The following is a 13,717-nucleotide window of genomic DNA, read 5'->3' as shown; positions in this document are numbered from 1 at the left end:
GACGAGCCATCTGCAGATTCGCCGATGGCCGCTCAACGATTGCGGAGAACCCAACATGAAGACTCTCAACCTTGCGGCTGCCGTCCTCGCCCTGGCTTCGATTGCTGCGGGCGCTCAGGCTGGCGAAAGCGACAAAGGCGACATGGAAAAATGCTATGGCGTCGCGCTGGCCGGGCAGAACGATTGCAAGGCCGGTGCCGGTACCAGCTGCGCCGGTACTGCCAAGCGTGATTACCAGGGCAACGCCTGGAAGCTGGTGCCGGCCGGCACCTGCACTTCGATCGAGACGCCCAAGGGCATGGGCTCGCTGACCCCGGTCGAGCGCTGAGTGCAGCGGTGCCGACCATGAGGATTCTCGGAGCGGGCCTCGGGCTCAAACCCGAGCATTACGCGGACGCCTGCGCCTGCGGGGCGGACGGGCTGTGGTTCGAGGTCCATCCGGAGAACTACATGGTCGGCGGTGGTCCGCGGCTCGACTGGCTGGAGGCGGTGGGCGCGCGGCACCCGCTGTCGCTGCATGGGGTATCGCTGTCGCTGGCCGCCGACTGTGCACCGGACGAGGCGCATCTGCAGCGACTCAAGGCGCTGGCCGAGCGTGTGCGGCCGGCGCTGATGTCCGAACACCTGGCCTGGTCGAGCTGGCGCGGCCATTACCATCCCGACCTGTTGCCGTTTCCGCGCACCACGGCGGCGCTGCGGCGAATCGCGGCGAACATCGAGCGGGCCCAGGAGGTGCTTGCACGGCGTATCGCCATCGAGAATCCCAGCCACTACCTGCGCTTCGAGCAGCACGAGTGGGACGAGATCGACTTTCTCGCCGAACTCAGCCAACGCAGCGGCTGCGGCCTGCTGCTGGACGTCAACAACGTGCAGGTCAGCGCGCACAACCTGGGTTTCGATGCTGCGGCCTATCTGAAGCGCTTTCCGGCCGCGCCGATCATGGAGATCCACCTGGCCGGGCACAGCCAGGATGACGCGTCTTCGCTGCTGATCGACTCCCACGATGCGCCGGTGGACGCGGCGGTGTGGGCGCTCTATCGGCAACTGATCGAGCGTATCGGCCCACGCCCGACGCTGATCGAGCGCGACGACAAGCTGCCGGCCTTCGAGACGCTGCTGGCCGAGCGTACCCGTGCCCAGCAGGTGCTCGATGAAGCGGGAGGCTGGCAATGAACGGCTCGCTGGCGGCATTTCAGGACGCCTTCGTCGCGGCGCTGACCGACGTGCCTGACAGCGCGGCGGGCGCGCTCGCTGAGCTGGTCGCGCAGCCCGGTTTCGCGGTGTACCGCAACACGCTGATCAAGGGCTGCGTCGATGCGCTGCGCGCCAATTTCCCTGCCGTCGAAAGGCTGGTAGGGCAGGAGTGGTTTGCCGCCGCCGCGGCGCTGTACGCGCGCGAGAAGCCGCCGCGTAGTGGCCCGTTGCTTGAGTACGGTGAAGATTTTCCGGCCTTTCTGCAGGGTTTCGAACCGGCGCGCGCGCTGCCCTATCTGGCTGGCGTCGCGCAGCTGGACCGGCTCTGGTTAGAGGTATTCAGCGCCGTGGAACAACCCGTTGTGGCCCTCGCCGCCTTGGCAACACAGAACCCGGAGCGGCTGGCGCGGCAGACGCTCGTGCCGCGCGCGGCGCTGCGTTGGCGGTGGTTCGCCGGACTGCCGGTGTACAGCATCTGGAGCTGCACCCGCGAGCAGCGCGAGGTGCCAACGGCGCTGGTCTGGCAGGGCGAAGGGGTGCTGCTGAGCCGAGGTGCCGGCCGTATCGGCTGGCAGCCACTGGAGCGCGCCGGGTGTGTCTTTCTCGATGCCTGCGCCGCTGGCCGGTCGCTGGAGCAGGCAGCGGAGCTGGCGCTGGCGATCCAGCCGCAACTGGACTTCAACGACCTGCTTGGCCGGTTGCTGGCGGCGGGCGCGTTCGCCGCGCTGGTGCCGTCGACCCAAGCCACCTGAGGAAACCGCCATGACCGCCATGCACAGCGTGCCGCTGCGTCTGCGTCAACAATGGAACGGGGTCGCGCAGCACTTGCAGCAGCTGCTCGGCGATTCGCTGCTTAGCCTGACGGCACGCCTGGCCATCGCGGCGATCTTCCTGCTCTCCGGACGCACCAAGGTGAGCGGCGTGCTGGACATCACCCCGGCCACTTTCGAGCTGTTTCGCAGCGAATACGCGTTGCCGTTGCTACCGCCGTCTATCGCGGCGCACCTGGCGACCTATGCCGAGCACCTGTTTCCGCTATTGCTGGTGCTCGGCCTGTTCACGCGGCTGTCGGCGCTGGCGTTGCTGCTGATGACGCTGGTGATCCAGCTGTTCGTCTACCCCGACGCCTGGCCGACCCATTTGAGCTGGGCGGCACTGCTGCTACTGCTGATCGGCCGCGGCGCCGGCCGGGTCGCACTGGATCGCTGGCTGGGCATTCGCTAGTCGCCGGCCGTCAGGCCAGGTCGGCGTCATCGTCGTCGGGCAGCTCATCGGTGACGATCACCCGTGCGTGCGGGCTTTGTTCATCCTCGATGCGCAGGCCGTAATACTGCGCGTCATGGGCGTCCCAGAACGCTTCGAGCTGAGACAGGCTGGCCTGGGCGAGGAGAACCTGCCCGGTGCGTTCGAGAATGATGGAATAGCGGGTGGCGGACTGCATGGCGGAAAGACTCGTGTCATCGCGGGAGGCTGCTCTTGAACTTTGCAGCCGTGATGTCATTGTGACATTTAGGCGGGCCGCGAGACCGACCACTCATCGTCCGGCCGCCAGCAGCCGCCGAACGGCAGGTCCTGGTGCGTTACTGCGCCCATCGACGCACGACGGCTGCAAGAAATTCGAATGCTGCCGATAACCCGCCGAACGGCCGAAGGCCATCGAAGTTGCAGGGCAAGCCATGACCAATTCATACACCGCCGATCCGTTGTCGCTTCTTCTCTTCACCCTACGTAGCGGCAAGCAGATGGCGATCAATCTGCTGAAGGTCAGCGAGATCATTCCGATGCCGCGGCTGACGCGTCTGCCCGAGGCGCATCCGCACGTGGAAGGCGTCGCGACGCTGCGCGGCGAGCCGCTGTCGGTGATCGATCTGAGCCAGGCGATCGGCATGGCGCCGCTGGAAGACCCGCGCGGCGGCTGCCTTATCGTCACCGAGATCAGCCGGCAGAAGCAGGGCTTGCACGTGCAGGCGGTGGCGAAGATCGTCACCTGTGATACCTCGAAGATCCTGCCGCCGCCCTACGGCGCCAAGGTACGCTCGTTCATCACCGGCACTGCCGAGGTCGACGGCGAGCTGATCCAGGTGCTGGACATCGAGAAGGTGCTGCACAACATCTCGCCGGTATCGGCCGAGGCCGATCTCTCCGGTCTGGACATCGAGGATGCGCAGCTGCTCACCGAGACGCGTGCACTGATCGTCGATGACAGCCAGGTCGCGCGGAACATGTCGGTGGCCGCGCTGAGCCAGATGGGCGTGACTTGCCACGCCGTCACCGGCGCGCGGGCGGCGCTGGCCAAGCTCGATGCGTTGCACGGCGGTCCCGAAGAGATCAACGTGGTGGTTTCCGATATCGAGATGCCGGAGATGGACGGTTACGCGTTTACCCAGGCGCTGCGCAAGCATCCGACCTACGCCAGCCTCTACGTGCTGCTGCACACCTCGCTGGACAGCACCATCAGTACCGAGAAGGCGAAGGCGGCTGGCGCCGATGAGATCCTCACCAAATTCTCGGCGCCGGAACTGACCCGCTGCATCCTCAACGCGGCGCGGGCGATTCATCGCCGCTGAAGCGCGCGGCGCCTGCGGCCTGCACCGTCGAGGCAACTTCATTTCGATCAAGCATGTTGCTGCAGGTTGCCTCTAGAATGTGCGTCCCTCTGGGCCCAGCAGAGCGTCTTCTATGAGCGCCGTTCCGGACAATCTCTCCCTCGAGTTGCTTTACCAGGCAGTCGAGCAGGCCTTCAATGCGGTACTCATCACCGACGCCCAGCCGGCGCCGCTGGGGCCGCGGATCCTCTATGCCAACGCAGCGTTCCGCACACTGTCCGGCTACAGCGCGACGGAACTGCTCGGCCAGACGCCGCGCATCCTGCAGGGCCCGCTGACGGACCGCGAAGTGCTCGACGAGCTACGCCAGTGCCTGGACGAGGGGCGCCTGTTTCATGGCTCGACGGTCAATTACCGCAAGGACGGCGAGCCGTACTGGGTCGAATGGAACATCTCGCCGATCCGCGACGCGCAGGGAACGATCACCCATTACGTTTCGGTGCAGAGGAGCTTCTCCGAACTGGTCGCGGCGCAGAGCACCAGCCTGCTGCTTTCCGAAGCGCTGGCCGCCTCGCATGATGGGGTGCTGATCACCGACGAGAACGGCATCATCGAATTCGCCAATCCCGCCTTCGAGTCCATCACCGGCTACCGGATCGCTGAAATCCTGGGCCGCACGCCGGCCTTTCTGCGTTCCGGCGAACATGACGATGCCTTCTATGCCGACCTCTACGCCTCGCTCGGCGCCGGCCGGCCGTTTCACGCGACCTTTGCCGACCGGCACAAGGACGGGCATATCTTCCATGCCGACCAGACCATCTCACCGGTACGCAGCCGCGATGACCGCCGTACCCATTACGTCAGCATCATCCGCGACCTGACCGCGCGCGTGCATGACGAACAGGCGCTGCGCGAGGCGGCGTCGCTGGACGCGCTGACCGGCCTGTACAACCGTCGTGGCGGAGAAGGCCTGCTGGAGCGCGCCTACATCGGCGCGCGGGAAGGTGGCGCGCCCTTCTGCCTGATCCTGGCGGATATCGATCACTTCAAGGCCATCAACGACAACTGGGGGCATCCAGCGGGTGACCGGGTGCTGGAGCGCGTCGGCCGCCTGTTGCGCGCCTGTGTGCGTTCGACCGACGGCGTGGTGCGCTGGGGTGGCGAGGAGTTCATGATCATCCTGCCGCATTGCGAACTGCGTGCGGCTGCCGAGCAGGCCGAACGCATTCGCGAGCGTATCGAGCGGACGTCGCTGCCGGACGTGGGCCGGATCACCCTGTCGCTGGGCGTCGCCCAGTTCGTCGCCGGCGAGGCGGTATCGACGGTGATAGAGCGCGCCGACCGCGCGCTCTATCAGGCCAAAGGGCAAGGCCGCAACCGGGTCTGCAGCTAACTGGAATGGTGCAGCCACCGCCCCGCTCATGGCGTACTTGGGCGCGGTGCGTTACGCGGAGACCAAGTCGAGCAGCACAAAGGCCAGCGCAGACAGCCAAGCGGAGAAAGACGCGAGCGGGGGATATTCAGTGGAGAAGGGCTGAGCCCTGCAGCGGATCGACGGGCTTTCAGCAAGCCTCGACGAGGAAGATGGCGCTCCGGCGGGCCTCTAACCTGTTCAGTAAACTACTGATATTACTCGGAAAATATAAATTCAATATTCTCAGGCATACATGTGGGCATACAGGCTACAGCCCACTATGACAGTTGACCCCCCCTATTTGATTTCAGCACTCACGGTAAACATGGCTCCCCCCGTCGTTCGGAGGTTAAAAGCTCTGAGCTTTTCACCCACCCTACCCGGTGGCGCTCGCGCTGATTGCATCGCTGATGGTTCGCATCTAAAACCGGGCGCGGGACGATAAGCGCTCATGTCCTAAGTTATTCGGTGTTCTTGGTGTTCTTGGTGTTCCCGAATCGCTACAGCCCACGAATGGCGCGGCCTCGGGCCAAGGAACACCAAGCCATCGAACCCGGAACACTTGGTGTTCATCGCGCTGATTGTGTTCTCGCAGATGCAAGAAGGCCCATCCGTGGATGGGCCTTCTTGTGGTTGCTTTACACGTTAGGTCTTCTGGCGCTCAGCCTGTGCGGCGATTCTGTAGTACTCGGATAGAACACCGAACACCCGATGTCGCAACTCCTTCAGGGTCAAAGGCTTATCGGTCGGATTGCTCATACTGAACTGCTCCAGGCTGGGTTAGATGGCGACGCTGAGCACAGCGCCTTTGGCAAACACCGCAAGCCCGGCCCGCATTTCAGCCAGGATCGTTACCAGGTTACTGGTCAGGTTCTTGTCGTCATCACGGCTAGCAACCAGAGTCGGTTGCATTCGATCAAGGACCGCAACTTGCTTCGGATCCATAACAAGCGCGGTTCCAGTCGGCAGGCTTGGCGTGAGGACTACTTGAATCCCCCAAAGACCAGCCGGGGATGGGTCGCGTGGGCTACCAAGAATGTATTGGCCAGCTGCGTCACGCTCGCTCGCAACCGAAAACCAGTCGGTTGGATTAAGAATGATGAGTCCAGCGTTCCAGCCAGCAGCCTGAAGACTAAGCGCCGCTTGTCCAATAGCGTCAGCCGCCTTGGGTGTTCCGGTTGGTGTATAAGCCACCGCGTGGGACAAAAGACCCTTAATTTCCCCCTTGCCGCCAGCACCGCCAACAATGGACGCTTCGAGCTTGGCCATTAGGCCATATTGGAGAAGGTTTCCAATTTGCTGGCTGAGGGCAGGGGCATCGTCCAATACCTGCTGACTCGCTTTAATCCAGTGCGCAATGGTCGCAACCTGAGCCTGCTCCAGTTCGGTTGGCATTGCGGCTTCGGCCTTGAGCTGGCCTTCTTCAGTTTGGAACGCAGCCGCGTTGGTATATGCCCCTAGTTGAAGATACTCAAAGACTCCAGAGCTGACCGGCAACGACGGGAGTGCAGCGAGCAAACTAAGAGGTTGTAGCGGTGCGTTATAAAGCCCTTGCGCGCGCTGAGGGGCAATGTCGTAGTCAGTTGATCCGGCAATCCCAGCCCCGGAGTTGGTAATCGACTTGATAGCAATATCACTCATTGCAACTCGGCCAGTCGATGGCGCGCCTTTCGTGAGCGCTTGAAACTGATCGGACTCAATGAAGCGATTTGCTATGTCACTGCCTTTTTGTTGCGATGTGCGAATACCGCCAGCAGGAATACGGGCAAACTCTTGTTCCAGCTCGCTCAGATGCGTTTTAACTTCGCGAATATCCTTCTCGAATGATCCCTTGAGCGATTCGACTGCGCGGCTGTGATCTTCAATAGATTTCGTAAGCAATTCAAGTGACATATTAGTTACCTCAGCGCCCGATAAGAGACGCGGTGATGTTTTGGAGTTTTGCCGCTATAGCGGCTAGTTCTGTGCTGTTGTTAGGCTGTTCTTCTCGAACAAGGCCGCTCCAGCCTCCCGCCATTAGCCTTTTGGCTTCGCGGGCAGAAAGCCCCAGCGCATCACGCGCGGCGCGTTCAAATTCTCGCGGATTCGGGTTATCAGGATCGAAGCACTTCATGCTGGTAATCTTGGCGCTAGGGTTTGCTGGCATCGCAACCAAGGATATTTCATGAAGGTCGATTTCCTTGAGGAGGCGCGCCCCATCAACAAGCTCTGCACCGCCGTAAGGGATGGAATAACCAATACTCAGGGCCAGTGCGCCGTCTTTCATTAGCGCATGGGCAGCTTTAGCTTGGGGGACTTCCATTGTCAGTTTGCCGTGGGCAATAAGCCCCTCGGTAGAGTCTTCAAACTTTATCCAGACGCCTACCGGATTGGTTTGGTCGTGTTGCCATAAAAGCGCGGGGCGTGTGCCGCTTTTCTCGTGGTGAGTTAATGATTTTGTATAGGCGCCAGGCGCGATTAGATCGCCATACGAATCAGGGTCTCCGCCATAAGGCGATGCAATCCCTGAAAAGCTGCCGACTTCATCTGCGCTGGAAAATTTGAATTGAATTGGGGCGGTGCGGAAAGTGCGCATGCACGTATCTCCAGAAGTAGCAAATAGGAACATTTGCCGCTCAGGGAACGCATCACGCGCATCTGGGACGGAGTGCAGCGCGTCACGCACTGCATATATCCCATTATCAACATGAGCGCCCTGAGCGCAAGATATAAACGAACTTTTGTTATGCGGCAAACGGCTGTTAATTTGTATGTTCATCGAGAAGGGCAGATGCAGAAACAACATAAGCCCGGCTCTTCGGCATACCTGGCAGCGTCAGTGCCTGTGCTGCCTTGCCGTCGCTTCCACGCTCAAGAATCCCCCGGCTGACCAACTCCCGATTCACGTTGCGCAAGTTCATGCCCTTGAACACTTCGTCACGCCAGGCCGTTGCAAGGAAGTAATAGGTCACGCTGGTATAAAGCTGATCGCCGCAGCCGTGTTCTATCGTTCGGCGGAAGCCCAGGCGGTCGCCTGTGCGCGGCGCATGGTCGTCGGTTTTCGCAGCGATACCGTCCCAGCGCGTGAAGCGGCTTTCGCCATAGCGCTCCACCACCAGGCGCAGCCGTTGCACGATGGCTTCACCTTCGAGGTTTCCAGCGCCGCCACGCTCAGCCAGCCAAGCGTCCAGACAGGCGCGCGCCGCAGCCGTTGCGGTGCCCTCAGGCCAGCCCGTGACGCCGAGGCCCGTCGCCAGTTCACCGGCCACGGCAGCCAGCCCGAATCGAGTAGCGGCGCGGTGCGCCTGCCCGCTTGCGCTGGCCGGCAGCGCCTCGCGCGCGAACTGCTCAAGGCTTCGCCGGATGATGGATAGATAACCGCGCTGCTTGGCCGGATTGCACAGCGCCACCAGGAAGGCCAGCAGCGGCGTGCCGTAGTACATGCCCACCCGCGCTTTCAGCTCGTCGGCCAACGCCTGCCCACTGTCGAAGTCATGCAGCGTGTCGAACACGCCGAGGCCCTTGCCGGCGTCGGCCGGGACGGCGAGCATCCGAATATCCATACCGGCCTTCAGCTCCTTGTTCGCCTCGGCCATGTGCTGCGCCAGGGTGTATTCCCCGCTCGAGAGGAACAGCAAGCGCCATTCCTGTACCTGCCGGCCTGACTGGCCCCGGTCATTGGCGCGCGCCTTGCCGATGCCATTGCCCAGCATGTACACGGTTTCGCCGACGATGCGCGGGTCGCACTGGCTGATTTCATCCAGCACCAACAGCCCGTCCGAGTGCGCCGCCGCGATGGATTCAAGCGCATTGTCTGTCGAGCGCCACGAGCGTTCGAACGCTGGCGGGCCGTACACCGAGCACGCCACGCGCCCGGTCGTGCTCTTGCCGCTGGAACTCACGCCGTAGAAGTGAAAGCCACCCGACTCCAAGCCAAGCAGATGCAGCAGCGGCCCCGCCAGCGCGATGCACACCGCAAAGGCGACCCGATGATTGCCCACGCAGAGCGCGCCAATATGCTGCTGCCACTCCTCAAGCGTGCCGCCCTGGCTGATCGGAGGGAGCTGCGCGCCGGCTTCGTAGAAGTGCAGGCGTTCATCGCTGCTGCCAATCTGCTGATCGGGCAGCAGAAAGGCCGCGCCGTGCCAGCCAAGACGGCTAACCAGCCGCGCCCGCTCGCCACTGTCGTAGCTCTGCAGATAGCTCTGCAGGTCGTTGCGGGAATGGCGCACGTCACGGGTCGGCGCCAGGCGCAGCCCCATATCAACCAGCGGCCCAAGCACCTCTTTCGAGAACTCGCCGGCCATGCAGCGCGCCGGAATGTTCCAGCGCTTGGGCGCCCCGTCCGGGTCATCGAACTCAACCAGCAGGCCCCAGCTATGGCCCTTCTCGTCGCGGGTGCGAGCCAGGATTTCCAAGCGTGAGCAGACCATCCGAGACTCGCCATCTTCGCCGGCGAAGTACACGCCATCGGCTTTCACCTTGAACCCGCCCGACCGGCTTGCCTGCTTTGGCTTGCGAGCGTCCTTCTTCGCGGCAGCTGGCTTTTCCGCCTGCGTCGGCATCGGGGCTGTGTCAGCCTTGGCGAACAGGCGTCCGCTGGCCTCCAGCTCTGCCAGCCGCTCGGCGGTCCAGCCAGCGGCTAGAGCGTCGGCCGCGTCTTCGCCGTCTGCCGGTGCGAACGTCTCGATTGCCACCGTGCGAACGGTAGCGCCAAGCTGCTGGAGCTGGCCGGCGATGGCCTGCATGCAGCTCAGCCCGCCCGCGTCGTTATCTGGCCAGAGCAGCACATCGCGTCCGGCCAGCGGCGCAAAATCTGCCTTGTGGTGGGACTGCGCCCCGTTCGGCCAGCAGGTCGCGACGTAGTGCGGCAGCAGCTCGGCGGCGGCATCGGCGGACTTCTCGCCTTCGCATAGCACCACCGGCGCAGCGGGCTTTTGCGCCAGTTCATCCAGGCGCAGCAGCGGGCGCGGTTCGGGCAGCCCCAGCCAGCGCCACTGGAAGGACTGATCGGACGAGCATCGGCACCAGGTCAGCGGCGCGAACGCCTTTTTCAGCTTGCCGTTTGCGTCTGTGCCAAGGTCGAAGCGATACAGCACCATCAGCGCCGCGCCGGTAGCGTCGCGGTAGATCCACACCTTCGAGGGCTTGCCGTGGGTGCGGTGCTTGTACGGAATCTTCGACATCGCGGCTTCCGGTATGGGCTGGATCGCCACCCATTCCGGTGCCTTGCTGCTGGTCGTTGCCGCCGCTGGCTGGCTGCCGGCCGTGACGTTGAGGAAGTCAGCCAGCTTGTTGCAGGCATCAACCTCGCTGCCGCCGTCCAGATAGTGCACCAGGTCAATCAGATCGCCGCCCTTGTCGCCGGTCGCGAAGTCGCACCAAGTGCCCTTGGCGATGTTCACCTTCAGCGAGCCGGCACGCTTGTCGACGCGGGTCGGGTTGGGCGCGGTGTACTCCTTGCCGCCGTCCACCCGCTCGCCACCGGGCAGCCAGTGCGATAGCACTTGGTCGATAGCCAGCTGGGAAGCGCGCTTCACTTCGGCAAAGCTTGGCCGCTTGGGCTTTCTCTCGCTCATACGCCACCCCTTTTGCCGGAAATGGCGCCGCCAATGCACGCATCAACCAGCGCCTTGGCCATCTCGCCTAGGTGCTGCGCGGCATGCGCCTCGTTAGAGCCGGCTGTGTCGCAGGCGACGTTCAAGGTGAGCTTGTTCGCGATATCGAGCAGACAGGATGCATGCTCAAGCGCATCGATCACATCGAAGCCCTTGTTGACCGAGAAAAGCGCGCGACGCTGGAAGTGGCAAAAGTCCTGCGCCTCGGTGCGAAGTCGGGTGGCGCTCATTGGGCACCCCCTTTGCTCGCTGCTTGGTGTAGCTCTGCGCCGGCCGCCAGCGCATAGCAGCCGATGGCACGTACAGCGTGCCGGAGGCCGTCCAGGTCCTGCGCTGACAGATGATGTTCGCTCCCGTCGCCGCCCAGCAGATCGGCGAGAGTTTCCAGCGCATAACCGGCGCTCATCATCTGGTCGCCGTGCGTCATGACCAACTGATTGAGGCTGCTCATTGGGCACCCCCGATCGCTTCCAGGGCGCGGGCCTTGGCCATCGCTTCGTTGTAGCGGCGCAGGCGGACGGAAAGGGAAGAATCGGCGCGCAGCGCGGCGAAGGCGCGGGCCTTCAGGGCAGCGGCGTGTTGCTGAATTGCGGACGGACTGAGGGCGTGCGGGTGGTTCATGGGTGCGGCTCCTTGATTTGAGGAGCTGCCACGAATCGCCGTCAAACGATTATGGGTGGCAGCTGTACGCGGGTTGACGGACCGGGAATCAAGGAACCCGGCGCACCCGAAGGTGCCCCACGCACAGCCGCCATAACACGGAACGGCAGACGCAAAAAAAGCGCCTGCAATCGGTATGGGGGCGCCTGTGCGCCTTGATTTGCTCGGGCCGTCAAACCCGGTCGCTGAATTGGCAGCGACCGGCAGACTGTAGCGCCCTGTCAGAAGGCGTGCAAGCCCTTCGAGGGTGCGCAAGGCTTGCGCGAACACAGGGCATGGAATAAATTCGGTTGGCATTTTGTGTTCTCCCCACGCCTCCGGTTGCAGCCGGGGGCGTTTTTGTTTGTGGCTCGCTTAGCTGGCGCGCGCCTGCAGCAACGGTGCGCTTGGCGCGTCTCCGCGCAGCCAGGCGTTTACGGCATCGTTCTCTGCCTTGCGCCTCCGGTACTGCGCCATCAGCTCGGCGCGGCGTTCCTCGACCACGCGCGCAGCGCATGGCGCCGGCGTCTCCTGCCAAGGCAGGCGTACCAGGTGCGCAACCGCATCGGCCGTTGCTTCGGCGGCGCGCCGCTCTTCTGCGAGATCGCTTTCCACGTAGGCATGCCAAGCGGTCGGCTCGTTGGCGTAGTGCGCCGGCTGCTCCAGGTGGTAAACCACCCAGCGCTTGAGCTGGCCGGAACTCTGCAGCGCAGAGATCCGCCCGGGCTTCATGGCGAATTGGCCGGCGCCACACACCTGGCCGTACTCGCGGGCGATTGCGTGTTCCAGCAGCCGGCGCAGCTCGTACGGGTGCGGTTCCAGCGGCACGGCGTAGCCGTCAGCGTTGATGAACAGCGCTTCGCGCTCCTGCGGGTCAAAGCAGATCGTGACGATGGTGAAGGCGCGCCACACAAGGCCCGCCAGCTTCGGCGGCGCGAAGCCGAGGCCGGTTGGATCGAAGTAAGGCGTATCGAAAGGGACGCGGGGGAAGCTCATGCGGCAGCACTCCCACGGGCGGCGATCCGGCTTTTGACCCAGGCTTGCACCTCGGCCAGCACCCACGCGACCGGCGCACCCCGCGCGGTGCTGTTGCTCAGCTTCACCGGCTGGGGAAAGCCGCTGCCTGCCTGCTTCATCAGCTTGTAAATCGTCGGCCGCGCCAGCCCGACGATTGCCACGACTTCGGGCATGCGAATCAGGGTGGTGGCGGGGTCGAGCGGGAGCGGGCCGGCAGGCGCTGCGGTGTTCTTGCCGGTCATCGGCACGGCCTTCATGCCTGCTTACCTGCGCGGGTCTGGCTTTCCAGCCAGGCGGCCACATCCTGGCGGCGGTAGCGCACCGCCGACCCACACTTGACCCAGGCGGGGCCTCCTCGGCGAGTGCTGCGCCAGGCGGCAAGGGTGCGATGCGAGAGACCGAGCGCGGCGGCTACTTGGTCAGCTGTGAGCAGATCGGAAGGAGAGAACGGCAGTAGGTTGGCTGCCGGGTTGGCTTGCGTCGTCATGGAGCGTTCCCTGTACTGGTTGAGACAGGGATAACGGTATTAATCAGACGGGAACCGCGCTTTGTTCAGTTCCCTTTGATGCCTCCGGCTACAAGGATTTGATTGATCCGCTTTTTCGATAGCCCCCCTCCTGACTTCTGAGTAGCGATAATCCCAACCAGATCACGTTTGTTGCGGCCAGCGGCTAGTAAGCGTCGGGCTTCGGAGCAGATAGCGGCGTCACGGGCAGCATTGGCTGCGCGCCTTGATTCGCCGGAGGCAACACCTCCGGCTTGGCGCGCAGCGCGAAGCCCATCTTTCAAAGGCTGAATATCCAGAGCGACCAATCGGGTCAACTGCCATCCAAGACGGTTAAGGTCTGATTCCGTCAACGGTTCACGGCAGGCCTGCGCGGCTAGTAATAACGCAGTTGAAATCGCCGCTTTTTTGGCCTCCGTTTCATAGTCGTATTCGGTGCTGCCTTGCTCATTGGCCCCGTAGGCCGGCATAAGGGCATCAACGATATGCCGCGCTGGGCTGATAAGGTTTGGCATCGACACCCAGTCGCGCCGGAATACTTCGTCCGGACATTCACCACATAGCGCCTCCCAGTGCGCTTCGATATTAGCTATCAGCCAATCAATATCATGCAGCTCGATTAACGCTGACCGGCTCTCTCCCGGATTGTCTCTCATCTGTCACCCCCCGCCCCATTAAACGCACCCATGAATGCGGCAAGGCGCGCTTTTGTTCTCCAGCGTGCCGTCAAACACGCCGGGCCAGCAGGTAAGTGCGGGGTCGGTGTTCGCTGATTCCCGGAACACATTAGGTGTTCTGCACACCA

The 13,717-nt window shown here is 63.1% G+C and carries 17 protein-coding genes; 6 read left to right on the top strand and 11 right to left on the bottom strand.

Annotated features, from left to right (window positions below; genetic code table 11):
• Positions 1 to 55: 55 nt before the first annotated feature.
• Genes N8H22_RS03670 through N8H22_RS03655 form a run of 4 tightly spaced genes read left to right on the top strand, consistent with a single transcriptional unit; the run spans position 56 to position 2,418 of the window.
• Positions 56 to 328 (top strand): DUF2282 domain-containing protein, encoded by a 273-nt coding sequence (locus tag N8H22_RS03670; RefSeq protein ID WP_264589251.1) that lies wholly within the window; start codon positions 56 to 58, stop codon positions 326 to 328.
• 17 nt (positions 329 to 345) lie between these two features.
• Positions 346 to 1,173, top strand: a complete 828-nt coding sequence (locus N8H22_RS03665) for a DUF692 domain-containing protein (protein ID WP_264589250.1) — start codon at positions 346 to 348, stop codon at positions 1,171 to 1,173.
• Positions 1,170 to 1,946: a DNA-binding domain-containing protein gene (locus N8H22_RS03660; protein ID WP_264589249.1), complete on the top strand. Its 777-nt coding sequence runs from the start codon at positions 1,170 to 1,172 to the stop codon at positions 1,944 to 1,946. The genes N8H22_RS03665 and N8H22_RS03660 overlap by 4 nt, the downstream gene beginning before the upstream one ends.
• A gap of 10 nt (positions 1,947 to 1,956) precedes the next feature.
• Positions 1,957 to 2,418 carry a DoxX family protein gene (locus tag N8H22_RS03655; protein ID WP_264589248.1) on the top strand — a complete coding sequence of 154 codons (462 nt, stop codon included), beginning with the start codon at positions 1,957 to 1,959 and terminating at the stop codon, positions 2,416 to 2,418.
• Positions 2,419 to 2,428: 10 nt separating this feature from the next.
• Here N8H22_RS03655 and N8H22_RS03650 read toward each other — a convergent pair whose 3' ends face one another.
• Positions 2,429 to 2,635: a hypothetical protein gene (locus N8H22_RS03650; RefSeq protein ID WP_264589247.1), complete on the bottom strand. Its 207-nt coding sequence runs from the start codon at positions 2,633 to 2,635 to the stop codon at positions 2,429 to 2,431.
• A gap of 235 nt (positions 2,636 to 2,870) precedes the next feature.
• On the opposite strand from N8H22_RS03650, the gene N8H22_RS03645 reads away from it, so the two are divergent.
• Both N8H22_RS03645 and N8H22_RS03640 read left to right on the top strand, forming a co-directional pair.
• Complete coding sequence (locus N8H22_RS03645; protein WP_264589246.1) at positions 2,871 to 3,761, top strand: chemotaxis protein; 891 nt, start codon at positions 2,871 to 2,873, stop codon at positions 3,759 to 3,761.
• A gap of 112 nt (positions 3,762 to 3,873) precedes the next feature.
• Positions 3,874 to 5,133 (top strand): diguanylate cyclase, encoded by a 1,260-nt coding sequence (locus N8H22_RS03640; RefSeq protein WP_264589245.1) that lies wholly within the window; start codon positions 3,874 to 3,876, stop codon positions 5,131 to 5,133.
• A gap of 801 nt (positions 5,134 to 5,934) precedes the next feature.
• Here N8H22_RS03640 and N8H22_RS03635 read toward each other — a convergent pair.
• From N8H22_RS03635 to N8H22_RS03590, 10 genes are all read right to left on the bottom strand, one after another.
• Complete coding sequence (locus N8H22_RS03635) at positions 5,935 to 7,047, bottom strand: phage major capsid protein (protein WP_264589244.1); 1,113 nt, start codon at positions 7,045 to 7,047, stop codon at positions 5,935 to 5,937.
• A 10-nt stretch (positions 7,048 to 7,057) separates the two neighbouring features.
• A complete protein-coding gene (locus tag N8H22_RS03630; RefSeq protein ID WP_264589243.1) occupies positions 7,058 to 7,939 on the bottom strand; it encodes an HK97 family phage prohead protease in 882 nt (293 codons plus the stop codon).
• Positions 7,896 to 10,712, bottom strand: a complete 2,817-nt coding sequence (locus tag N8H22_RS03625) for a DUF927 domain-containing protein (RefSeq protein ID WP_264589242.1) — start codon at positions 10,710 to 10,712, stop codon at positions 7,896 to 7,898. The genes N8H22_RS03630 and N8H22_RS03625 overlap by 44 nt, the downstream gene beginning before the upstream one ends.
• On the bottom strand, positions 10,709 to 10,981 hold the full coding sequence (locus N8H22_RS03620; RefSeq protein WP_264589241.1) for a DUF3077 domain-containing protein: 273 nt from the start codon (positions 10,979 to 10,981) through the stop codon (positions 10,709 to 10,711). Before N8H22_RS03620 ends, N8H22_RS03625 begins: the two co-directional genes overlap by 4 nt.
• Positions 10,978 to 11,202 carry a hypothetical protein gene (locus tag N8H22_RS03615; protein WP_264589240.1) on the bottom strand — a complete coding sequence of 75 codons (225 nt, stop codon included), beginning with the start codon at positions 11,200 to 11,202 and terminating at the stop codon, positions 10,978 to 10,980. Before N8H22_RS03615 ends, N8H22_RS03620 begins: the two co-directional genes overlap by 4 nt.
• Positions 11,199 to 11,372, bottom strand: coding sequence for a hypothetical protein (locus N8H22_RS03610; protein ID WP_264589239.1), 174 nt, complete (start codon positions 11,370 to 11,372; stop codon positions 11,199 to 11,201). Before N8H22_RS03610 ends, N8H22_RS03615 begins: the two co-directional genes overlap by 4 nt.
• Positions 11,373 to 11,765: 393 nt before the next feature.
• The gene (locus tag N8H22_RS03605) at positions 11,766 to 12,386 is read right to left on the bottom strand and encodes a hypothetical protein (protein WP_264589238.1); all 621 of its coding nucleotides are present in this window, start codon (positions 12,384 to 12,386) and stop codon (positions 11,766 to 11,768) included.
• Positions 12,383 to 12,664 carry an AlpA family transcriptional regulator gene (locus N8H22_RS03600; RefSeq protein WP_264589237.1) on the bottom strand — a complete coding sequence of 94 codons (282 nt, stop codon included), beginning with the start codon at positions 12,662 to 12,664 and terminating at the stop codon, positions 12,383 to 12,385. The genes N8H22_RS03605 and N8H22_RS03600 overlap by 4 nt, the downstream gene beginning before the upstream one ends.
• Positions 12,661 to 12,894, bottom strand: a complete 234-nt coding sequence (locus N8H22_RS03595) for a helix-turn-helix domain-containing protein (RefSeq protein WP_264589236.1) — start codon at positions 12,892 to 12,894, stop codon at positions 12,661 to 12,663. The genes N8H22_RS03600 and N8H22_RS03595 overlap by 4 nt, the downstream gene beginning before the upstream one ends.
• A 65-nt stretch (positions 12,895 to 12,959) precedes the next feature.
• Positions 12,960 to 13,568, bottom strand: coding sequence for a hypothetical protein (locus tag N8H22_RS03590; protein ID WP_264589235.1), 609 nt, complete (start codon positions 13,566 to 13,568; stop codon positions 12,960 to 12,962).
• Between the last annotated feature and the right edge of the window lie 149 nt (positions 13,569 to 13,717).

This window comes from Stutzerimonas sp. S1 (assembly GCF_025966695.1).
Classification (GTDB): domain Bacteria; phylum Pseudomonadota; class Gammaproteobacteria; order Pseudomonadales; family Pseudomonadaceae; genus Stutzerimonas.
This window is presented reverse-complemented; position numbering and strand designations above follow the sequence as displayed.